Consider the following 21,650-nt stretch of genomic DNA (forward strand, 5'->3'; position numbering starts at 1 on the left):
TTATTTCCTCTTCGCCTTCTTATCCGCGCCGTGACCGTAATAGGTCCGGGTCGGAGCGAACTCACCGAACTTGTGGCCGACCATGTCCTCGTTCACGGAGACCGGGATATGCTTCTGGCCGTTGTAGACGCCGAAGGTGAGGCCGACGAACTGCGGCAGGATGGTGGAGCGGCGGCTCCACATCTTGATCACCTCGTTGCGGCCGCCGTCGCGAACCTTGTCTGCCTTCTTGAGCAGATAGCCGTCGATGAACGGGCCTTTCCAGACTGAACGTGTCACTTCAGACTACCTCTTCTTAGCTCTTGCGCTGGTGGCGCGAGCGAACGATGAACTTGTCGGTCGACTTGTTCGACCGCGTCTTCTTGCCCTTGGTCGGCTTGCCCCACGGGGTGACCGGGTGGCGGCCGCCCGAGGTGCGACCCTCGCCGCCGCCGTGCGGGTGGTCGACCGGGTTCATGGTGACGCCGCGGTTATGCGGGCGCTTGCCGAGCCAGACCTTGCGGCCGGCCTTGCCGAGGTTGATGTTGCCGTGGTCGGGGTTCGACACGGCGCCAACAGTGGCAAGGCACTGACCGGAGACGATGCGCTGCTCACCCGAGTTGAGGCGCAGGATCGCCATGCCCTGGTCGCGGCCGACGAGCTGGGCATAGGAGCCGGCCGAACGCGCGACCTGGCCGCCCTTGCCGGGCTTCAGCTCGACATTGTGGATGATCGTGCCGACCGGCATGGCCGCCAGCGGCATCGCGTTGCCGGGCTTCACGTCGACCGAGTTGCCGGCGATGATCTTGTCGCCGGGAGCGAGGCGCTGCGGGGCGATGATGTAGTTCAGCTCGCCGTCCTCGTACTTAATCAGCGCGATGAAGGCGGTGCGGTTCGGATCGTATTCGAGCCGCTCCACCGTCGCCGACATGTCGAACTTGCGGCGCTTGAAATCGATGATGCGGTACGAACGCTTGTGACCGCCGCCGATGAAGCGGGCCGTGATGCGGCCGTAGTTGTTGCGGCCGCCCGACTTGGTCAGGCCTTCCGTCAGGCCCTTGACCGGCTTGCCCTTGTAGAGAGCCGAACGGTCGACAAGCACCAGCTGGCGCGTGCTCGGCGTTACGGGATTATATGTCTTCAGTGCCATTTTTGCTGTCCTCGCGCCTTTGCTCAGAGGCCCGTCGCGACGTCGATCGAGTGGCCGTCGGCCAGCGTGACCACCGCCTTCTTCACGTCGCCCTGACGGCCGATCGTGCCACGGAACCGCTTCAGCTTGCCCTTGCGGACGAGCGTGTTGACGGCCGTGACCTTGACGCTGAACAGCGCCTCGATGGCTGCCTTGATCTCAGGCTTGGTCGCCTTCTTGGCGACGTTGAACACGACCTGGTTCTGCTCCGAGGCCATGGTCGACTTTTCGGTGATCGCCGGGCTGACAATCACGTCGTAGTGGCGAAGGTCAGTCATTTAAAGCGCTCCTCGAGAGCCTCGACGGCGGCCTTCGAAAGGACCAGCGTGCCGCGGCGCAGAATGTCGTAGACGTTGATGCCCTGGATCGGCAGCACGTCGATGTTCGGGATGTTGGTGGCAGCCCGCTTGAAGTTCACGTCGAGTTCGGCGCCGCCGATGACCAGCGCGTTCGACAGGCCGAGCTTCTCGAAGCTCGCCGCGAGCGCCTTGGTCTTGGCCTCGTTCAGCGTCAGCTCGTCGAGGATGATGATGCTCTCCGACTTCGCCTTGGCCGACAGCGCATGCTTCAGGCCGAGAGCGCGAACCTTCTTGGGAAGGTCGTGCTCGTGGCTGCGAACGACCGGGCCGTGGGCCTTGCCGCCGCCGCGGAACTGCGGTGCGCGAGCCGAATGGTGACGAGCGCGGCCCGTACCCTTCTGCTTGTACATCTTGGCGCCGGTGCGCGAGATCTCGGCGCGGCCCTTGGTCTTGTGCGTGCCCTGCTGCTTCTTGGCAAGCTGCCAGCGAACGACGCGCTGCAGGATGTCCTCGCGCGGATCAAGCCCGAAGATCGCTTCGTTGAGCTTCAGCTTGCCGGCGTCCTTGCCGGCGAGGGTGGTGATCTTGAGATCCATTGTTATGCTCCCTCGGCGGCCGTGTCGGTCTTGGCTTCAGCCTTCGCCCGCAGCGCTGCCGGCTTCGGCGCGTCCTTCGGCAGGTCGGCCTTCGCCGCGTCGCGGACCAGGATCCAGGCGCCCTTGGTGCCGGGAACGGCGCCGCGGATGAGGATCAGACCGCGGTCGGCGTCGGTGGAAACCACCTCGACGTTCTGCGTGGTCACGCGGGTCGCGCCCATGTGGCCAGCCATCTTCTTGCCCTTGAACACCTTGCCCGGGTCCTGGCGCTGGCCGGTCGAGCCGTGCGTGCGGTGCGACACCGAGTTACCGTGGGTCGCGCGGCCGCCACCGAAATGGTGACGCTTGATGACGCCCTGGAAGCCCTTACCGGTGGTGGTGCCCGTCACGTCGACCTTCTGGCCGGCGACGAAATGGTCGACGGTGATCTCGGCGCCGACGTCGAGCAGGTTCTCGGCGGAAACGCGGAACTCCGCGAGCTTCGCCTTGGGCTCGACCGAAGCGGTCGCGAAATGGCCGCGCATCGCCTTCGACGTGTTCTTCACCTTGGCGAGGCCAACGCCGAGCTGGACGGCAGTGTAGCCGTTCTTCTCTTCCGTGCGCTGCGCCACGACCTGGCAGTTCTCCATGCGGAGAACAGTGACCGGCACATGCTCGCCGGCGTCGTTGTAGACGCGGGTCATGCCGACCTTCTGTGCAATTACACCTGAACGCATTTTTTCGTTCTTCCTTCAGAGGAGCCCTTGGGCGAACCCGACAGGCTCATGTCTTTGCCTTAGAGCTTGATCTCGACGTCCACGCCCGCCGCGAGGTCGAGCTTCATCAGCGCATCGACGGTCTGCGGGGTCGGGTCGACGATGTCGAGCAGGCGCTTGTGGGTGCGCATTTCGAACTGCTCGCGGCTCTTCTTGTCGACGTGAGGCGACCGGTTGACGGTGAACTTCTCGATCCGCGTCGGCAGCGGGATGGGGCCGCGGACGTTTGCGCCGGTGCGCTTGGCCGTCGAGACGATCTCACGCGTCGACGCGTCGAGGACGCGATGATCGAACGCTTTAAGTCGGATGCGGATATTCTGTCCGTTCATCTGGTCATTCCTTGTTCTGGCGCGGCGCGGGCGTTACCCCGCCCGCGACAGATCTGTTCTTCTTTGTTCTTACTCGACGATTGCGGCGACGATGCCGGCGCCGACGGTGCGGCCGCCTTCGCGGATGGCGAAGCGCAGGCGCTCTTCCATGGCGATCGGCACGATCAGCTGCACGTCGACCGTCACGTTGTCGCCGGGCATCACCATCTCGGTGCCGGCCGGCAGCGTCACGATGCCCGTCACGTCAGTCGTGCGGAAATAGAACTGCGGACGGTAGTTGGTGAAGAACGGCGTGTGGCGGCCGCCCTCCTCCTTGGTCAGGATGTAGGCCTCGGCCTTGAACTTGGTGTGCGGCGTCACCGAACCCGGCTTGGCCAGAACCTGGCCGCGCTCCACACCCTCACGGTCGATGCCGCGCAGCAGCGCGCCGATGTTGTCGCCGGCCTGGCCCTGGTCGAGCAGCTTGCGGAACATCTCGACGCCCGTGCAGGTCGTCTTCACCGTCGGACGGATGCCGACGATCTCCAGTTCCTCGCCGACCTTGACGATGCCGCGCTCGACGCGACCCGTCACAACCGTGCCGCGGCCCGAGATCGAGAACACGTCCTCGATCGGCAGCAGGAACGGCTTGTCGATCGGACGCTCAGGCGTCGGGATGTAGCGGTCGACCTCTTCCATCAGCTTCCGGACCGCGTTCTCGCCGATCTCCTTGTCGCCGTCTTCCAGCGCAACGAGGGCCGAACCCTTGATGATCGGAATGTCGTCGCCGGGGAACTCGTACTTCGACAGAAGCTCGCGAACCTCAAGCTCGACAAGCTCGAGAAGCTCGGCGTCGTCGACCATGTCGACCTTGTTCAGGAACACCACGATCGCCGGAACGCCGACCTGGCGGGCGAGCAGGATGTGCTCGCGCGTCTGCGGCATCGGGCCGTCAGCAGCCGAAACGACCAGGATCGCGCCGTCCATCTGCGCCGCACCCGTGATCATGTTCTTCACATAGTCGGCGTGGCCGGGGCAGTCGACATGCGCATAGTGACGGTTCGGCGTCTCGTACTCGACATGCGAGGTCGAGATCGTGATGCCGCGCGCCTTCTCCTCAGGCGCAGCATCAATCTGCTCATACGCCTTGAACTCGCCAAAAAACTTCGTGATCGCCGCCGTCAGCGACGTCTTGCCATGGTCAACGTGACCAATCGTGCCAACATTCACATGAGGCTTGGTGCGCTCGAATTTACCTTTTGCCATGTGAGGTCTCCATTCCTGCCGCCCGGTTACGGGCTTTAATTAAGGTTTCGCGTCAAGCCTTTGGAATTACGCGTATTTCTTCTGGACTTCCTGAGCGACCGCGGTCGGCACAGGCTCATAGTGGTCGAACTGCATCGTGTACTGGGCGCGGCCCTGCGACATCGAACGCAGGTTGTCCACGTACTTGAACATGTTCGCCAGCGGCACCATCGCGTTGACGACGACGGCCACGCCGCGCGTCTCCTGGCCCTGGATCTGGCCGCGACGGCTGTTCAGGTCGCCGATGACGTTGCCGACGTAATCTTCCGGCGTCACCACCTCGACCTTCATGATCGGCTCCAGCAACTGGACGCCGAGCTTCGGGGCAGCTTCCTTGAAGCAGGCACGCGAAGCGATTTCGAAGGCGAGCACCGAGGAGTCGACGTCGTGGAACGCACCGTCGACCAGCGTCGCCTTCACGCCGATCATCGGGAAGCCGGCGAACGGGCCGGAACCCATCACGCTGAGCAGGCCCTTCTCGACGCCCGGGATGTATTCCTTCGGAACCGCACCGCCGACGATCTTGGAGTCGAACGAGAAATCCTCGCTCTCGGTGTTCGGCTCGAAGATGATCTTGACGCGGGCGAACTGGCCCGTACCGCCGGTCTGCTTCTTGTGCGTGTAGTCCTGCTCGTGCTTGCGGCTGATCGTCTCGCGATAAGCAACCTGCGGGGCGCCGATATTCGCCTCGACCTTGAACTCGCGACGCATGCGGTCGACGAGGATGTCCAGGTGCAGCTCGCCCATGCCGGCGATGATCGTCTGGCCGCTTTCCTCGTCCGTCTTGACGCGGAAGGACGGATCCTCGGCCGCCAGACGGTTGAGCGCCAGGCCCATCTTCTCCTGGTCGTTCTTCGTCTTCGGCTCGATGGCGATCTGGATAACCGGATCGGGGAACTCCATGCGCTCCAGGATCACCGGATGCAGCGGATCGCAGAGCGTGTCGCCCGTGGTCGTGTCCTTGAGGCCGGCCAGCGCAACGATGTCGCCAGCATAGGCTTCCTCGATGTCCTCGCGGGAATTCGAGTGCATCTGAAGCATGCGGCCGACGCGCTCTTTCTTACCCTTCACGGTGTTATCCAGGGACACGCCCTTCTTCAGGACGCCCGAATAAATACGCGCGAAGGTCAGCGAGCCGACGAAGGGATCGTTCATGATCTTGAATGCCAGCATCGACAGCGGCTCGCTGTCAGACGACTTGCGAACAACCTCGGCGTCGGTCTTAGGGTCGATGCCGCGGATGTCCGGAACCTCGTCCGGAGCCGGCAGGAAGTCCACCACCGCGTCGAGCAGCGGCTGAACGCCCTTGTTCTTGAAGGCGGTGCCGCAGAATACCGGGTGGAACTTGACGGCGATCGTGCCCTTGCGGATCAGCGCGCGCAGCTCGTCGTTCGACGGCGCGTTGCCCTCGAGGTAGGCGTTCATCGCCTCGTCGTCCATCTCGACGGCGGTCTCGATCAGCATCTCGCGATACTGCTCGGCCTTCTCCTTGAGATCGGCCGGGATCTCGACGACGTCCCAGGCGGCGCCGAGCGACTCGTCGCGCCATACCAGCGCGTTCATTTCGATCAGGTCGACGACGCCCTTGAAGTCGCTTTCAGCGCCGATAGGCAGCTGCATCGCGACCGGGATCGCGCCGAGACGCGACTTGATCATGTCGAGGCAGCGGTAGAAGTCGGCGCCGATCTTGTCCATCTTGTTGCAGAAGATCATGCGCGGAACATGATACTTCTCGGCCTGACGCCAGACGGTCTCGGTCTGCGGCTCGACGCCGGCGTTGGAATCGAGCAGCGCGATGGCGCCGTCGAGCACGCGCAGCGAGCGCTCCACCTCGATGGTGAAGTCGACGTGGCCGGGGGTGTCGATGATGTTGAAGCGGCGCATCTTGCCGTCGCGACCCTTCCAGAAGGTCGTGGTGGCAGCGGACGTGATCGTGATGCCGCGCTCCTGCTCCTGCTCCATCCAGTCCATGGTCGAGGCGCCGTCATGCGTCTCGCCCATCTTATGGTTCTTGCCCGTGTAATACAGGATACGCTCGGTCGTCGTCGTCTTGCCGGCATCGATGTGGGCCATGATGCCGAAGTTACGATAGTCGTGGAGATTATATTCGCGGGCCATGGGAGCTGCCTCTTAAGTCTCGTTCGCGCTTACCAGCGGTAGTGCGCGAAAGCGCGGTTGGCTTCCGCCATCTTGTGGGTGTCTTCACGCTTCTTCACGGCGGTGCCGCGGTTGTTGGCCGCGTCCATCAGCTCGCCGGAGAGGCGGTCGACCATGGTGGTCTCGTTGCGGTTGCGCGCAGCCGAGATCAGCCAACGGATGGCGAGCGCCTGGCGACGCTCCGGACGGACGTCGACCGGAACCTGGTAGGTCGCACCACCGACGCGGCGGGAACGGACCTCGACATGCGGCGCGACATTGTCGAGCGCCTGATGGAAGACCGTGACCGGCTCTTGCTTGGTCTTGGCCTGAACCTGGTCGAGCGCACCGTAGACGATGGTCTCGGCGACCGACTTCTTGCCGTCATACATGACGGCGTTCATGAACTTGGTGACGACGAGATCGCCGAACTTCGGGTCCGGGTTGATCTCACGCTTATCTGCACTGTGACGACGGGACATGCTCTTGTCTCTCTTGTCTCAAGCCCGGCGCACAAACGAAAAGCGCCGAAGCCGGGGAACCCTTACTTCGGACGCTTGGCGCCGTATTTCGAGCGGCGCTGCTTGCGGTTCTTCACACCCTGCGTATCGAGCACGCCGCGGATGATATGATAGCGGACGCCCGGAAGGTCTTTCACGCGGCCGCCGCGGATCATCACGACGGAGTGCTCCTGGAGGTTGTGACCCTCGCCAGGAATGTAGCCGATCACCTCGAAGCCGTTGGTCAAGCGGATCTTCGCAACCTTGCGCAGCGCGGAGTTCGGCTTCTTCGGCGTCGTCGTGTAGACGCGCGTGCAGACGCCCCGCTTCTGCGGGTTCTGCTGCATGGCCGGGACCTTGTTGCGCGTCGCCGGCGCCTGGCGCGGCTTGCGGATCAGCTGGTTGACGGTAGGCATTAAACCCTCTTGTCTCTCAATTCCTATCTTGAGCCCGCTTCGGACCCGTCTTGCCTTCGAGGCGTCGTCCGCATTTCCATACGCAAATTCGGGCCACAAACCGCGCTTTGCGGTGCTGCCCGAACAAAAAGCAGAGGAAGCGGAAGCCGCTTCGTGCGTGCCGGAAATGTGCAGTCGCTCGTAAGACGAACCCTGTTTGAGGCAAACTCCGGGGCGAGCCGCCCTGGAAAGCAAAACCTCACATCGGCTCAGATTGCGCGGCTTCTACTCGCAACGCCCCGAAGCGTCAAGCCCGGTGCCGCGTTTTCTCATCCCAAATAGGCGCATGCCTGTCATGCTTCAAGAGCGCGACATTTTCTTGCGCGATCTCGCAACTGCGAAACACATTGTGACCGGCTTTGGACTGTAACGACCGCCGCGATGATGCGAAAATCGTCCGGTCATGCGAATCTCTCCACGATACGGCCGAGCGCCCGAGTCGCTGCGCGAAGGAATCACCGCGATGAACGACAATGAGGAGCGGCCGGTCACGATCATCATCGGCCGGGTCCGGCGGGCGAAGAACGCTCCCTGGGACGGCGTGCATCTTCTGCTGACGGCGCCCGACGACGAGACGGCAGTCCGCCTGGCGCTGACCGCCCTCACCCGCGAGGGATATGTCGAGGCGGAGCTCGACCAGATCGGCGACATGGAAGGCGAGCCCGACGAGGAGCCGCACATGTCCGCCTACCAGGGCGCGCTCGAAGGCGAGGTCTCGATCGTGATGGTGAAGGACGAGCGCTAGCCCGCCTCAGTTCCTCGGCCCGTCGCCGCCAATGTCGGCCATCTCCGGTTCCGCCGGCTGGACACCCATCGACCGGTTGATGGCGACCGTCACGAACCAGAGCACTATGCCGATCGCGATCAGTATGCCGGCGATCAGGTACTGGACCGGGTCGCGGCCGGTCCACGGCCCTGCAAAGAAGGCGCAGGCAATGGCGCCGGCGACCGGCAGGAACGTCGGCGTCCTGAAGTGCTCGTGCCCGACCTTGTCCTTGCGCAGCACCAGCACCGCGACGTTCACCACGGTGAAGACGCAGAGCAGGAGCAGCGCCGTGGTGCCGCCGAGCGCGGGCACCTCGCCGACGAAAGTGATCAGGGCGAACGCCAGCAGCGTGGTGAAGCCGATCGCCACATAGGGCGTGCGCCTGACGGCATGCACCTTGCCGAGCGGCGGCGGCAGGACGCGCTCCCGGCTCATGCCGTAGACCAGCCGGCTCGCCATCAGCATGTTGATCAGCGCGCTGTTGGCCACCGCGAACATCGTGATGAAGCCGAATATCCAAAGCGGGAAATTCGGCGCGCCCGCCTGCACGACCTTCAGGAGCGGCGTTTCGCCTTCTCCAAGCTCCTCCGGCGAAACCAGCGTGATGGAGGACACCGAGACCAGCACGTAGATCACGCCGGTGATCAGAAGGCCCGCGAGCAGTATCTTCGGGAATATCTTCGACGGATTTTGCGTCTCCTCGGCCATGTTGACCGAATCCTCGAAGCCGACCATGGCGAAGAAGGCGAGCGTGGTGGCGCCGATCACCGCCCAGAAGGCGCTTCTGTCGGGGGCTGCGTGAAACTGGGTCACCCGCGAGAGATCCCCCTCGCCCGCGCCGATCGCCCAGAGGCCGATCAGGATGATGATCAAAAGGCCGGTGAGTTCGATGACGGTCAGCACGACGTTGGCCTTGACGCTCTCGCCGACGCCGCGAAAGTTGACGATCGCCACCACAGCCATGAAGGCCAAGCCGACCAGCGTTATGCCCAAGGCTGCGAAATCGAAGCCGAAAGCGGTCGACAGATTGGCGGCAAAGGCCCGCGACGCCGTGGACGCCGAGGTGATGCCCGAGCACATCACCGCGAAGGCGACGATGAAGGTGACGAAGTGGATGCCGAACGCCTTGTGCGTGTAGAGCGCGGCACCGGCGGCCTTCGGATACTTTGTCACCAGCTCCAGATAGGAGAAGGCGGTCACCAGCGCGACGATGAAGGCCACGAGGAACGGAAGCCAGACGACACCGCCGACCTGGTTGGCGACCTGTCCGGTCAGCGCATAGATGCCGGTGCCCAATATGTCGCCGACGATGAATAGAAGGAGCAGCCAGGGGCCGAGCACGCGGTGCAGGCTGGGCTCGACAGGCGTCGCGGTCCGGTTTGCAGCAACGTCCGCCATCAGTCCCTCCGTCGAATGAATAGGTCGTTGGAAAGAAAGTCCTTGGTTGAGTATGGGGCGATGCCGGGCGAAATCAAACTACCGTTTTCGCGCCATGCTGACAGAAGGCGCCATGGAATCCGCTGCAGCGCCCGCATTCCGGCGCATTCAACGGGCCGTGGGTTCCAGCAGCGGCAGCGGCTGCAAGGCTTTTTTCTCGCGCAGCGGCAGACCGAACAGCGGCCTCAGCACGGCCACCCTGCGAATCAACTCATAGCTCAGGACGCAGCCGAGGATCGTCGCCCCAAGGATCGCCGCCACCTCGATGGCCAGCGGCACCTCGTGCATGGTGAACCAGTAACCGGAAACCACGATGATCGTCTGGTGCACGATATAATAGGGGAACACCGCCGCCGTCAGATAGGTCAGCGCACGGCTGGGGCGGTTTGCGAACCGGCGAGCGAGGCCGAGCAGCATCACGAAGATCGACCACGCGTAGAGCGCCCGCAGTAGCAGCGCGGCGTAGAGCAACCTCGTGTCGGCCGCCATGTCGAACTGGTTCAACCAGGCCGTCAGCAACAACCCGCCGAGAACAAGCGAAAGGCCGATGGAGGCCGGCAAGGCATGGTCGACGGCGTTCCAGAAATCCTCGTTCTTCGCCGCAAGGAAGCCTATGAGGAAGAATGTGAAGGTCCGGGCGACGCCGGCCCAATCGCCGAAATCCGTCGATGAAAGATAGACTTCCAGTATTGCGACATAGAGGACGAACGGGATCGCGGGAACGAAAAGCAGTCGCCACGACCGGCCGCGGGCGAGCCAGCCGAAGAAGGGATCGCCAAGCGCGCCGGTTGCGGCTCTCAGCACCGGCAGGGCCGCCGCCACGATCAACGTGTAGGCCAGGATGGCGGCCACGTACCAGAGGTGATGTAGGTCGGGCAGGCTGAACGCGTACCGGCCCAGGCCAAGATAGTCGCGATAGAAGGCAAGAAAGCCGGGCGGGATCTCGCCGAGATAGCGCAGCGCCACATAGCTTTGCGGCACACAAATCACCAACGCTCCGAATGCCAGCGGCACGAACAGCCTAGTGGAGCGCGCCAGCACAAATCCACCCAGGGGAGCCTTGTCGATGGCAAAACGGACCGCAACGCCGGAGATGAAGAACAGGAGCGCCAGTCGCCACGGATTTATCAATCCCATCACGGGTTCGATGGCAGGGGAACTGTAGCGGCTCTTAACGTGCGCATCCCAGGTCACGTAGAGGATGCCTACGTGGTAGAAGATCAGGACGCCGAAGGCGCATACCCGCAGCCAATCGAGATCGTATCGCCGTCCGGGGCCGATTCCCGGCGTCTCGGCGCTTGGGGCGGGATCGCGTGCCGACGTCCCATGTTCTGCCGGTGCGTATGACGTCGTCATTGCAGATCCCGGGGCCTGACGCCGCTAGAACGCAGACAAGCTACGAATCGCGGTGCGCGGGTCAAGCGCGGTGTTTCATCCGACGAAAATTTCCGGGCTTGTTCCGCGGCCGGTGCAGAGATCTGCCGATTTGGAGCCGTGGCGCCCGCTTGCGCGGCCTCCTTGTTCTGCTAATCACCGCCTGAAACCAGTCGGGATGGAACCCATGTCGCCAAACCAAACGCCCATAAGGCTCGGCATCGTCGGTGTCGGCAAGATCGTGCGCGACCAGCATCTTCCCGCATTGGCCAAGGACAATGACTACCGTCTCGTCGCTGCCGCGAGCCCGCATGCCACGGTAGACGGAATCCCCAATTTCAAGACCATCGAGGAGATGCTGGCCTCCGGCATCGAGATCGACGCCGTGTCGCTCTGCATGCCGCCGCAGGTCCGCTACCATGCGGCACGCGCTGCGCTCGAGGCCGGCAAGCATGTCTTCCTCGAAAAGCCGCCCGGCGCCACCGTCAGCGAGGTCGAGGATCTGAAGGCGCTCGCCGCCGAAAAGGGCGTGTCACTCTTCGCGAGCTGGCATTCGCGTTATGCGCCGGCTGTAGAAGCCGCCCGCGCCTTCCTTGCCGGCACGACTGCGCGCAGGGTTAGCCTCGTCTGGAAGGAGGATGTCCGCAAATGGCACCCGGGCCAGGCGTGGATCTGGGAAGCTGGCGGCTTCGGGGTCTTCGACCCGTTCATCAACTGCCTGTCCATCGTCACGCACATCCTGCCGCCGCTGCACATCACGCGCGCCGAACTGGATTTTCCCGCTAACCGCGATGCGCCGGTTGCCGCACGCATGGCATTCGCCGGCTCAAACGGCCTGACCGCCGATGCCGAGATCGACTGGCTGCAAACCGGCCCGCAAAGCTGGGACATCATCGTCGAAACGGACGCCGGAAAAATGACCCTTTCAAACGGCGGCGCAAAGCTCGCCATCGACGGGCGCATCGTGCATGAGGAGCCGGAGCAGGAATATCCGATGCTCTACCGGCGCTTTGCCGAGATCGTACGGGCTGGAAAATCCGACGCCGACATCGCGCCGCTGCAGCATATCGCCGACGCCTTCATGCTCGGCAGGCGCAACGTGGTCGGGGCGTTCTACGACTGACCTGAGCTTATTGCCCGACGATGGCGATTGCGAAGCCGTCATAGCCCTTGGCGCCGACGGTCTGGATCGCCGTGCCTTCGAGCCCGGCCTCCTTCGCGAGAAAGGAGAAGGCCGCCCTCGCCCCCTCGACATTGGGGTCCCGCCCGCTCTCGTCGAGCACCGCGCCGTCGCGGATGACGTTGTCGCACACGATCACGGTTCCCGGCCTGGACAGCCGCATAGCCCAGGCGAGATAGTTCGGATTGTTCGGCTTGTCGGCATCGATGAAGACAAGATCGAAGGGCGCAGATTTCTCGGCGCCGAGAGCTTCCAGCGACTGCAGCGCCGGACCCACGCGCAGGTCAATCAGATCGGCAAACCCCGCCACCTTGAAGTTCACCCGCGCGACATCCGCATGATGCGGGTCGAGCTCCAGCGTCACGAGACTGCCGTCCTTCGGCAGCGCGCGGGCGAGCCATATGGTCGAATAGCCACCGAGCGTGCCGATCTCAAGAATGCGCTTTGCCCTGTTCATGCGCGCCAGCAGATAGAGCAGCTTGCCTTGCGCCGGCGAGACGTCGATCGCCGGCAGGCCGCCGCTGCGGTTCGACCGCAGCGCCGCTTCGAGGACCGTATCGGCGGGCAGCAGATTGTCGACGATGTAGTCGTCGACTGCGCTCCAGGTCTTCTCGTTCATGGCTTTCCTCCGCGCTAGGGTTCTTCCGGCACCAAACAAAAAGGGGCCCGATCGGGCCCCTTTCCAGTTTTCCTGCCAGCGCTGCCTTACTCGGCGGCGTTGGTCATGTCGGTGAGCATCGCGTCGGCCGTCTCCGCGCCGCTCGCCTTGCGGCGCTCGTCGAGGATGAGCTCGTCGCGATGGGTCGCGATGCGCCGGATCGCGCTCATCTGACCGCCGGTGCCGGCCGGGATCAGGCGGCCGACGATGACGTTCTCCTTGAGGCCCTGGAGCATGTCGGTCTTGCCGGCAACCGCCGCTTCCGTCAGCACGCGGGTCGTCTCCTGGAAGGAGGCGGCCGAGATGAAGGACGGCGTCTGCAGCGAGGCCTTGGTGATACCGAGCAGCACCGGCTGGCCTTCGGCGGGCGTCTTGCCCTCCTCGATCAGACGGTCGTTGATCTCCTCGAGCTCGATCACGTCGACATGGTCGCCAGGGATGTAGGTCGAGTCGCCCTGAACCGTGATCTCGACCTTCTGCAGCATCTGGCGAACGATCACCTCGATGTGCTTGTCGTTGATCAACACGCCCTGCAGCCGGTAGACCTCCTGGATCTCGTTGACGAGGTAGGAAGCCAAGGCTTCCACGCCCTTGATCGCCAGGATGTCGTGCGGCGCCGGGTTGCCGTCGAGGATGTAGTCGCCCTTCTCGATGGCGTCGCCGTCCTGCAGATGGAACGGCTTGCCCTTCGGGATCAGGTACTCGACCGGCTCCAGGGTGGAGTCGTGCGGCTCGATGATGACGCGACGCTTGTTCTTGTAGTCGCGCCCGAAGCGGATCGTGCCGTCGATCTCGGCGATGATAGCGTGATCCTTCGGACGACGCGCCTCGAACAGCTCGGCCACACGCGGCAGACCGCCGGTGATGTCCTTGGTCTTGGCGCTTTCCATCGGGATACGCGCCAGCACGTCGCCGGGCTTCACATGAGCGCCCGGATCGACCGAGAGGACCGCTTCCACCGAAAGCTGGAAGCGGGCGTCGCCGCCCTTGGAGAGCTTCGCCACCTTGCCCTTCGAGTCGAGCACGGTGATCGCCGGCTTGAGGTCGGAACCGCGCGGCGTGGACCGCCAGTCGATGACCTCGCGCTTGGTGATGCCGGTCGATTCGTCGGTCGTCTCCTGCACGGAGAGGCCGTCGACCAGATCCTCGAACGCCACCTTGCCGGCCAGTTCGGTCAGCACCGGGCGGGTATAGGGGTCCCACTCGGCGACGCGCTGGCCGCGCTTCACCTTGTCGCCGTCATCCACGTAGATGCGCGAACCGTAGGTGACGCGGTGCGTGGCGCGCTCCTTGCCGGCCTCGTCGAGGATCAGGATCGCCATGTTGCGGCCCATCACCACGAGGTGGCCGTCGGAGTTGCGGACCACGTTGCGGTTGCGGATCTGCACCGTGCCCTCATACGAGGCTTCCAGGAAGGACGAGTCGACGACCTGCGCCGTGCCGCCCATGTGGAAGGTACGCATGGTGAGCTGCGTGCCCGGCTCGCCGATCGACTGCGCGGCGATGACGCCGACAGCCTCGCCCTGGTTGACAGGGGTACCGCGTGCCAGGTCGCGGCCGTAGCAGACCGCGCAGACGCCGGTCCTGACCTCGCAGGTCAGCGCCGAACGGATGCGGACGGACTGGACGCCGGCCTTCTCGATCACCTCGATGTCGCGCTCGTCCATCAGCTTGCCGCCCTTGACGAGCAGGTCGCCGGTGACCGGATGGTTGATGTTCTCGAGCGCGGTGCGGCCAAGGATACGCTGGCCGAGCGAAGCGACCACCTGGCCCGCATCGACGATCGGCTGCATGGTGAGGCCCTTTTCGGTGCCGCAGTCGAGCGAGTTGACGATGCAGTCCTGAGCGACGTCGACGAGGCGGCGCGTCAGATAGCCGGAGTTGGCCGTCTTCAGAGCCGTGTCGGCGAGACCCTTGCGGGCGCCGTGCGTCGAGTTGAAGTACTCGAGAACGGTCAGGCCTTCCTTGAAGTTCGAGATGATCGGCGTCTCGATGATCTCGCCCGACGGCTTGGCCATCAGGCCGCGCATGCCGGCAAGCTGGCGCATCTGGGTCGGCGAACCACGCGCGCCCGAATGCGACATCATGTAGATCGAGTTCATCGGCTTCTGGCGGCCGGTGTTCTCGTCGAACTCGACCGCCTTGATGCGGGCCATCATCTGGTCGGCCACGCGCTCCGAGCACTTGGCCCAGGCGTCGACCACCTTGTTGTACTTCTCGCCCTGGGTGATCAGGCCGTCATTGTACTGCTGCTCGTACTCCTTGGCGAGCGCCTCGGTCTTGGCGACCTCGCCTGCCTTGGTGTCCGGGATCAGCATGTCGTCCTTGCCGAACGAGATGCCGGCCCTGCAGGCATGGCTAAAGCCGAGCGCCATGATGCGGTCGCAGAAGATCACCGTCTCCTTCTGACCGCAGTGGCGGTACACGGTGTCGATCATCTTGGAGATGTTCTTCTTGGTCATCTCCTGGTTGGCTGTCTCGAACGGCACGTTGACGTTCTTGGGCAGCAGCTCGCCGATGATCATGCGGCCGGGCGTGGTGTCGTAGATCTTCGACACGAGCTTGCCCTTGGCATCGACCGTCTTGAAGCGGCCCTTGATCTTGGCGTGCAGCGTCACCGCCTTCGTCTCCAGCGCATGCTGCAGCTCGCCCATGTCGGCGAACATCATGCCCTGGCCCGGCTCGTTCTCGTTGACGATCGACAGGTAGTAGAGGCCGAGAACCATGTCCTGCGACGGCACGATGATCGGCGCGCCGGAGGCCGGGTGCAGGATGTTGTTGGTCGACATCATCAGCACGCGGGCCTCGAGCTGAGCCTCGAGCGACAGCGGAACGTGGACGGCCATCTGGTCGCCGTCGAAGTCGGCGTTGAAGGCCGTGCAGACCAGCGGATGAAGCTGGATCGCCTTGCCTTCGATCAGGGTCGGCTCGAACGCCTGGATGCCGAGGCGGTGCAGCGTCGGCGCGCGGTTCAGAAGCACCGGATGCTCGCGGATCACCTCGTCGAGGATGTCCCAGACTTCCGGCTTCTCCTTCTCGACCAGCTTCTTCGCCTGCTTGACGGTCGAGGAGTAACCCTTGGCGTCGAGGCGGGCGTAGATGAACGGCTTGAACAGTTCGAGCGCCATCTTCTTCGGCAGGCCGCACTGGTGCAGCTTGAGCTCCGGACCGGTCACGATGACCGAGCGGCCGGAATAGTCGACGCGCTTGCCGAGCAGGTTCTGGCGGAACCGGCCCTGCTTGCCCTTGAGCATGTCGGACAGCGACTTCAGCGGACGCTTGTTGGCACCGGTGATGACGCGGCCGCGGCGGCCGTTGTCGAACAGCGCGTCAACCGCTTCCTGAAGCATGCGCTTCTCGTTACGGATGATGATGCCGGGAGCGCGCAACTCGATCAGCCGCTTCAGACGGTTGTTGCGGTTGATGACGCGGCGATAGAGATCGTTCAAGTCGGACGTCGCGAAGCGGCCGCCGTCCAGCGGGACCAGCGGGCGCAGGTCCGGCGGGATCACCGGCACGACCTTCATGATCATCCATTCCGGACGGTTGCCGGACTCCATGAAGTTCTCGACGACCTTCAGCCGCTTCAGATACTTCTTCTGCTTCAGCTCGGACGTCGTCGAGGCAAGCTCGGAACGCAGCTCGCCCGCGATCTTCTCGAGATCCATCGCGGCCAGCAGGTCATGGATGGCCTCGGCGCCGATCATTGCGGTGAAGCTGTCCTCGCCATATTCGTCGACGGCAATCATGTATTCTTCCTCGCTGAGAAGCTGGTGCTCCTTCAGCGCGGTGAGGCCGGGCTCGGTGACGATGTAGTTCTCGAAGTAGAGGACGCGCTCGATGTCCTTCAGGGTCATGTCGAGCAGCGTGCCGATGCGGCTCGGCAGCGACTTCAGGAACCAGATGTGCGCGACCGGGGCGGCGAGCTCGATGTGGCCCATGCGCTCGCGGCGCACGCGCGACAACGTGACTTCGACGCCGCACTTCTCGCAGATGACGCCCTTGTACTTCATGCGCTTGTACTTGCCGCACAGGCACTCGTAGTCCTTGATCGGACCGAAGATGCGCGCGCAGAACAGACCGTCACGCTCGGGCTTGAACGTGCGGTAGTTGATGGTCTCCGGCTTCTTGATCTCGCCGAACGACCAGGACAGAATCTTTTCAGGGCTCGCCAGCGATATCCGGATCGAATCGAACACCTGCACGGGCGCCTGGGGATTGAAGAGATTCATGACCTCTTGGTTCATGCCGTTCTCCTTTGCGGGGTTCGGGGCAACCCCATTTCCAGTTCAGTACCGGGCGTTGCCGCCCAAAGGTCCGGCGTTGGCCGGGAAATCCGTCCGGCGCGCCGCAGCCTCTGCCGCAGCGCGCCTTCCTGTTATTCTGCCGCGTCGGGCAGACGGGTCGGCTGTTCGTCGACCTTCGTGTTTTCGAGCTCGACGTTGAGGCCCAGCGAACGCATCTCCTTGACGAGAACGTTGAAGCTCTCCGGAATGCCCGCCTCGAAGGTGTCGTCGCCTCTGACGATCGCCTCGTAGACCTTGGTGCGGCCCGCGACGTCGTCCGACTTGACCGTCAGCATCTCCTGCAGCGTGTAGGCGGCGCCGTAGGCTTCGAGCGCCCAGACCTCCATTTCGCCGAAGCGCTGGCCACCGAACTGCGCCTTGCCGCCCAGCGGCTGCTGGGTGACGAGCGAGTACGGACCGATCGAACGCGCGTGGATCTTGTCGTCCACGAGGTGGTGAAGCTTGAGCATGTAGATGTAGCCCATGGTCACCTTGCGGTCGAACGGCTCGCCGGTACGTCCGTCGTAGAGCGTCGACTGGCCGCTGGTGTGCAGACCCGCCTCCTCCAACATCTCGTTGATGTTGATCTCATGCGCGCCATCGAACACCGGCGTGGCGATGGAAACGCCGCGCCGCATCTGCTCGCCGAGACGCACGATCGACTCGTCGTCGTACTGCCGGACCTGCTCGTTGCGGTCGTTGGCCGGGATCAGATGCTCGAGCGTCTTCCTCAGCGGCTTGATGTCTCCAGCCGCCTTGTAGGCGTCGATCAGCTCGCCGATCTTCCTGCCCATTCCGGCGCAGGCCCAGCCGAGATGCGTCTCCAGAATCTGGCCGACGTTCATGCGCGACGGCACGCCCAACGGGTTGAGCACGATGTCGGCATGGGTGCCGTCCTCAAGGAAAGGCATGTCCTCGACCGGAACGATCTTGGACACGACGCCCTTGTTGCCGTGACGGCCGGCCATCTTGTCGCCGGGCTGCATCTTGCGCTTCACGGCAACGAAGACCTTGACCATCTTCATGACGCCCGGAGGCATTTCGTCGCCGCGCTGCACCTTCTCGACCTTGTCCATGAAACGCTGCTCGAGCGCCTTCTTGGACTCGTCGTACTGGCCGCGCAGGGCTTCCAGTTCGCCCTGGAGCTTCTCGTTGTCGACGGCGAACTGCCACCACTGCGAACGCGGATAGTCCTCAAGCACTTCCTTGTTGAGCTTGGAGCCCTTCTTGAAGCCCTTCGGTCCGGCGATAGCCTCCTTGTTCTTCAGCATGTCGGACAGACGGCTGTAGACGTTGCGGTCCAGGATGGCCTGCTCGTCGTCGCGGTCCTTGGCGAGACGCTCGATCTCCTCGCGCTCGATCGCCATGGCGCGCTCGTCCTTCTCCACGCCGTGGCGGTTGAAGACGCGCACTTCGACGACCGTGCCGAAGGTTCCCGGAGGCATGCGCATCGACGTGTCGCGCACGTCGGACGCCTTCTCGCCGAAGATGGCGCGCAGAAGCTTCTCTTCCGGCGTCATCGGGCTCTCGCCCTTCGGCGTGATCTTGCCGACCAGGATATCGCCCGGCTGCACTTCCGCGCCGATGTAGACGATGCCCGCCTCGTCGAGGTTCTTCAGCGCTTCTTCCGAGACGTTCGGAATATCGCGCGTGATCTCCTCCGGCCCGAGCTTGGTGTCGCGAGCCATGACCTCGAACTCCTCGATGTGGATCGAGGTGAAGACGTCGTCGGCCACGATACGCTCGGAGAGCAGGATCGAGTCCTCGTAGTTGTAGCCGTTCCACGGCATGAACGCGACGAGCACGTTGCGGCCGAGGGCCAGATCGCCGAGGTCGGTCGAGGGACCGTCCGCGATGATGTCGCCCTTGTTGACCTTGTCACCCATCTTCACCAGAGGACGCTGGTTGATGCAGGTGTTCTGGTTCGAACGCTGGAACTTCATCAGCCGGTAGATGTCGACGCCGGACTTGCCCGGGTCGAGATCCTCCGTCGCGCGGATGACGATACGCGTCGCGTCGACCTGGTCGACCACGCCGCCGCGGCGAGCGCCGATGGCGGCGCCGGAGTCGCGGGCGACGATCGGCTCCATGCCGGTGCCGACGAACGGAGCCTCGGCGCGCACCAGCGGCACGGCCTGACGCTGCATGTTCGAGCCCATCAGAGCGCGGTTGGCGTCGTCGTTCTCAAGGAACGGGATCAGCGCCGCGGCAACCGAGACGAGCTGCTTCGGCGACACGTCCATCAGGTCGACGTTCTCGCGCGGAGCCATCATGACTTCGCCGGCGTGGCGACAGATGACGAACTCGTCGACGAAGCCGCCCTTTTTGTCGAGCTCGGCGTTGGCCTGCGCGACGTAGTGCTTGGCCTCTTCCATCGCGCTGAGATAGACGACGTCCGGGGTCACCTTGCCGTTCACGATCTTGCGGTACGGCGTCTCGATGAAGCCGTACTTGTTGACGCGAGCGAAGGTCGCAAGGCTGTTGATCAGGCCGATGTTCGGGCCTTCCGGCGTCTCGATCGGGCAGATGCGGCCATAGTGCGTCGGGTGCACGTCGCGCACCTCGAAGCCGGCACGCTCGCGGGTCAGACCGCCTGGTCCAAGCGCCGACAGGCGGCGCTTGTGGGTGATCTCGGACAGCGGATTGGTCTGGTCCATGAACTGCGAGAGCTGCGAGGAGCCGAAGAACTCGCGCACGGCGGCAGCCGCCGGCTTGGCGTTGATCAGATCCTGCGGCATGACCGTGTCGATCTCGATCGAGGACATACGCTCCTTGATCGCGCGCTCCATGCGCAGCAGGCCGACGCGGTACTGGTTCTCCATCAGCTCGCCGACCGAACGCACGCGGCGGTTGCCGAGATTGTCGATGTCGTCGATCTCGCCCTTGCCGTCGCGCAGCTCGACCAGCGTCTTGACCACGGCAAGGATGTCCTCCTTGCGCAGCACGCGCACGGTGTCCTCGGCGTCGAGCTCAAGGCGCATGTTCATCTTGACGCGGCCGACGGCCGAGAGGTCGTAACGGTCGGCATCGAAGAACAGCGAGTTGAACATCGCCTCGGCCGTCTCCAGCGTCGGCGGCTCGCCAGGACGCATGACGCGGTAGATGTCGAACAGCGCATCCTGCCGGCTCTCGTTCTTGTCGATCGCCAGCGTGTTGCGGATGTAGCCGCCGACATTGATGTGGTCGATGTCGAGGATCTGGACTTCCTTGTCGCCGGCCTCGAGCAGCACCTTCAGCGTCTTCTCGTCGATCTCGTCGCCGGCCTCGAGGAATATCTCGCCGGTCTTGTAGTCAACGATGTCCTCGGCGAGGTAGGTGCCCAGAAGGTCCTCGTCGGTCGCCTTGATGGCCTTCAGCCCCTTGTCGTGGAGCTGCTTGGCCTGGCGGGCGGTGATCTTCTTGCCCTGCTCGACCACGACCTCGCCGGTGTCGGCGTCAATGAGATCGTTGACGGCCTTCAGGCCCTTGAAGCGGTCGACGGAGAACGGGATGCGCCAGTGGTCCTTGGAGCGCTTGTAGGTGATCTTGTTGTAGAAGGTCGACAGGATCTCCTCGCCGTCCATGCCGAGCGCCATCAGCAGGCTCGTCACCGGAATCTTGCGGCGGCGGTCGATACGGGCGTGCACGACGTCCTTGCTATCGAACTCGATGTCGAGCCAGGAGCCGCGATAGGGGATCACGCGGGCAGCGAAAAGCAGCTTGCCCGACGAATGCGACTTGCCCTTGTCGTGGTCGAAGAAGACGCCCGGCGAACGGTGCATCTGCGAGACGATCACGCGCTCGGTGCCGTTGATGATGAAGGTGCCGTTCAGCGTCATGAGCGGCATGTCGCCCATGTACACGTCCTGCTCCTTGATGTCCTTGATCGACTTCGCGCCGGTGTCCTCGTCGATATCGAACACGATGAGGCGCAGCGTCACCTTCAGCGGCGCGGCATAAGTCAGATCGCGCTGACGGCACTCGTCGACGTCGAACTTCGGACCCTCGAACTCGTACTTGACGAATTCGAGCATCGACGAACCGGAGAAATCGGAGATCGGGAACACCGACTTGAAGACGGCCTGCAGACCCTCGTCGGCACGTCCGCCTTCCGGTTCCTCGACCATCAGGAACTGGTCATACGAAGCCTTCTGAACCTCGATGAGGTTCGGCATCTCCGCGACTTCGGGGATATTTCCGAAGAATTTTCTAACGCGTCTGCGGCCATTGAATGAAAGGGTCTGGGCCATCGTCGCTCCTTAGCTTGCTCTTCTTGGGGCGCGGCCTCGGCCTGCTCGCGCCTTGCAGATTCCTCCGGGCCTCGGCTGGCGGCCCGCTAAAACGGTGAAAAACCCGTTTCCTGAAGGCCGTTTTCGGCCTTCAGGAAAGAGGTTCCCCACGACTTGCCCCCGTTACGCGGGCGTTCCCTGCCCGGCCTTGTCGCCGGC

Annotated in this window: 17 protein-coding genes; 2 read left to right on the plus strand and 15 right to left on the minus strand. The window is 63.7% G+C overall.

Going from position 1 to position 21,650, the window contains the following annotated elements:
- The 10 genes from rpsS to rpsL all read right to left on the minus strand — a co-directional run bounded on the left by rpsS (window position 1) and on the right by rpsL (window position 7,483).
- Complete coding sequence (rpsS, locus tag D8676_RS14605; protein WP_121581819.1) at window positions 1–279, minus strand: 30S ribosomal protein S19; 279 nt, start codon at window positions 277–279, stop codon at window positions 1–3.
- 16 nt (window positions 280–295) lie between these two features.
- Window positions 296–1,129, minus strand: coding sequence for a 50S ribosomal protein L2 (gene rplB, locus D8676_RS14610; protein WP_121581820.1), 834 nt, complete (start codon window positions 1,127–1,129; stop codon window positions 296–298).
- A 23-nt stretch (window positions 1,130–1,152) separates the two neighbouring features.
- A complete protein-coding gene (locus tag D8676_RS14615; RefSeq protein ID WP_121581821.1) occupies window positions 1,153–1,446 on the minus strand; it encodes a 50S ribosomal protein L23 in 294 nt (97 codons plus the stop codon).
- Window positions 1,443–2,063, minus strand: coding sequence for a 50S ribosomal protein L4 (rplD, locus tag D8676_RS14620; RefSeq protein ID WP_121581822.1), 621 nt, complete (start codon window positions 2,061–2,063; stop codon window positions 1,443–1,445). Before rplD ends, D8676_RS14615 begins: the two co-directional genes overlap by 4 nt.
- Before the next feature lie 2 nt (window positions 2,064–2,065).
- Window positions 2,066–2,779, minus strand: coding sequence for a 50S ribosomal protein L3 (gene rplC / locus D8676_RS14625; protein WP_121581824.1), 714 nt, complete (start codon window positions 2,777–2,779; stop codon window positions 2,066–2,068).
- Window positions 2,780–2,838: 59 nt separating this feature from the next.
- Entirely contained in the window at window positions 2,839–3,147 is a 309-nt protein-coding gene (gene rpsJ, locus D8676_RS14630) for a 30S ribosomal protein S10 (RefSeq protein ID WP_006205468.1), read from the minus strand.
- 69 nt (window positions 3,148–3,216) lie between these two features.
- A complete protein-coding gene (tuf, locus tag D8676_RS14635) occupies window positions 3,217–4,392 on the minus strand; it encodes an elongation factor Tu (protein WP_121581825.1) in 1,176 nt (391 codons plus the stop codon).
- A gap of 66 nt (window positions 4,393–4,458) precedes the next feature.
- The gene (gene fusA / locus D8676_RS14640; protein WP_121581826.1) at window positions 4,459–6,549 is read right to left on the minus strand and encodes an elongation factor G; all 2,091 of its coding nucleotides are present in this window, start codon (window positions 6,547–6,549) and stop codon (window positions 4,459–4,461) included.
- 29 nt (window positions 6,550–6,578) lie between these two features.
- Window positions 6,579–7,049 carry a 30S ribosomal protein S7 gene (rpsG, locus tag D8676_RS14645; RefSeq protein WP_121581827.1) on the minus strand — a complete coding sequence of 157 codons (471 nt, stop codon included), beginning with the start codon at window positions 7,047–7,049 and terminating at the stop codon, window positions 6,579–6,581.
- A gap of 62 nt (window positions 7,050–7,111) precedes the next feature.
- Complete coding sequence (gene rpsL / locus D8676_RS14650) at window positions 7,112–7,483, minus strand: 30S ribosomal protein S12 (RefSeq protein WP_106775706.1); 372 nt, start codon at window positions 7,481–7,483, stop codon at window positions 7,112–7,114.
- Window positions 7,484–7,985: 502 nt separating this feature from the next.
- Between rpsL and D8676_RS14655 the strand changes: the two genes are divergently transcribed.
- Complete coding sequence (locus tag D8676_RS14655) at window positions 7,986–8,267, plus strand: transcriptional regulator (RefSeq protein WP_121581828.1); 282 nt, start codon at window positions 7,986–7,988, stop codon at window positions 8,265–8,267.
- Between the two features lie 6 nt (window positions 8,268–8,273).
- Here D8676_RS14655 and D8676_RS14660 read toward each other — a convergent pair whose 3' ends face one another.
- Together D8676_RS14660 and D8676_RS14665 are read right to left on the minus strand one after the other, a co-directional pair.
- A complete protein-coding gene (locus D8676_RS14660; protein ID WP_121581829.1) occupies window positions 8,274–9,686 on the minus strand; it encodes an APC family permease in 1,413 nt (470 codons plus the stop codon).
- A 147-nt stretch (window positions 9,687–9,833) separates the two neighbouring features.
- A complete protein-coding gene (locus D8676_RS14665) occupies window positions 9,834–11,081 on the minus strand; it encodes an acyltransferase family protein (RefSeq protein WP_121581830.1) in 1,248 nt (415 codons plus the stop codon).
- 205 nt (window positions 11,082–11,286) lie between these two features.
- Between D8676_RS14665 and D8676_RS14670 the strand changes: the two genes are divergently transcribed.
- Window positions 11,287–12,222: a Gfo/Idh/MocA family oxidoreductase gene (locus D8676_RS14670; RefSeq protein ID WP_121582070.1), complete on the plus strand. Its 936-nt coding sequence runs from the start codon at window positions 11,287–11,289 to the stop codon at window positions 12,220–12,222.
- Between the two features lie 7 nt (window positions 12,223–12,229).
- On the opposite strand, the gene D8676_RS14675 is transcribed toward D8676_RS14670, so the two are convergent.
- The 3 genes from D8676_RS14675 to rpoB all read right to left on the minus strand — a co-directional run bounded on the left by D8676_RS14675 (window position 12,230) and on the right by rpoB (window position 21,452).
- Window positions 12,230–12,898, minus strand: a complete 669-nt coding sequence (locus D8676_RS14675) for an O-methyltransferase (protein WP_121581831.1) — start codon at window positions 12,896–12,898, stop codon at window positions 12,230–12,232.
- Between the two features lie 86 nt (window positions 12,899–12,984).
- Complete coding sequence (gene rpoC / locus D8676_RS14680; protein ID WP_121581832.1) at window positions 12,985–17,184, minus strand: DNA-directed RNA polymerase subunit beta'; 4,200 nt, start codon at window positions 17,182–17,184, stop codon at window positions 12,985–12,987.
- A 131-nt stretch (window positions 17,185–17,315) separates the two neighbouring features.
- Entirely contained in the window at window positions 17,316–21,452 is a 4,137-nt protein-coding gene (gene rpoB, locus D8676_RS14685; RefSeq protein ID WP_121581833.1) for a DNA-directed RNA polymerase subunit beta, read from the minus strand.
- Window positions 21,453–21,650 lie beyond the last annotated feature (198 nt).

The organism is Mesorhizobium sp. YM1C-6-2, from assembly GCF_003666685.1.
Lineage (GTDB): Bacteria > Pseudomonadota > Alphaproteobacteria > Rhizobiales > Rhizobiaceae > Mesorhizobium_K.

Excerpts from the sequence above, each read along its gene's own strand:
- rpsJ (WP_006205468.1), bottom strand. The coding sequence starts at position 3,147 with ATGAACGGACAGAATATCCGCATCCGACTTAAAGCGTTCGATCATCGC.
- tuf (WP_121581825.1), bottom strand. The coding sequence starts at position 4,392 with ATGGCAAAAGGTAAATTCGAGCGCACCAAGCCTCATGTGAATGTTGGC.
- rpoC (WP_121581832.1), bottom strand. The coding sequence starts at position 17,184 with ATGAACCAAGAGGTCATGAATCTCTTCAATCCCCAGGCGCCCGTGCAG.
- rplD (WP_121581822.1), bottom strand. The coding sequence starts at position 2,063 with ATGGATCTCAAGATCACCACCCTCGCCGGCAAGGACGCCGGCAAGCTG.
- D8676_RS14655 (WP_121581828.1), top strand. The coding sequence starts at position 7,986 with ATGAACGACAATGAGGAGCGGCCGGTCACGATCATCATCGGCCGGGTC.
- rplB (WP_121581820.1), bottom strand. The coding sequence starts at position 1,129 with ATGGCACTGAAGACATATAATCCCGTAACGCCGAGCACGCGCCAGCTG.
- rpoB (WP_121581833.1), bottom strand. The coding sequence starts at position 21,452 with ATGGCCCAGACCCTTTCATTCAATGGCCGCAGACGCGTTAGAAAATTC.
- rpsL (WP_106775706.1), bottom strand. The coding sequence starts at position 7,483 with ATGCCTACCGTCAACCAGCTGATCCGCAAGCCGCGCCAGGCGCCGGCG.
- D8676_RS14660 (WP_121581829.1), bottom strand. The coding sequence starts at position 9,686 with ATGGCGGACGTTGCTGCAAACCGGACCGCGACGCCTGTCGAGCCCAGC.
- D8676_RS14675 (WP_121581831.1), bottom strand. The coding sequence starts at position 12,898 with ATGAACGAGAAGACCTGGAGCGCAGTCGACGACTACATCGTCGACAAT.
- rplC (WP_121581824.1), bottom strand. The coding sequence starts at position 2,779 with ATGCGTTCAGGTGTAATTGCACAGAAGGTCGGCATGACCCGCGTCTAC.
- D8676_RS14670 (WP_121582070.1), top strand. The coding sequence starts at position 11,287 with ATGTCGCCAAACCAAACGCCCATAAGGCTCGGCATCGTCGGTGTCGGC.
- rpsG (WP_121581827.1), bottom strand. The coding sequence starts at position 7,049 with ATGTCCCGTCGTCACAGTGCAGATAAGCGTGAGATCAACCCGGACCCG.
- fusA (WP_121581826.1), bottom strand. The coding sequence starts at position 6,549 with ATGGCCCGCGAATATAATCTCCACGACTATCGTAACTTCGGCATCATG.
- D8676_RS14615 (WP_121581821.1), bottom strand. The coding sequence starts at position 1,446 with ATGACTGACCTTCGCCACTACGACGTGATTGTCAGCCCGGCGATCACC.
- D8676_RS14665 (WP_121581830.1), bottom strand. The coding sequence starts at position 11,081 with ATGACGACGTCATACGCACCGGCAGAACATGGGACGTCGGCACGCGAT.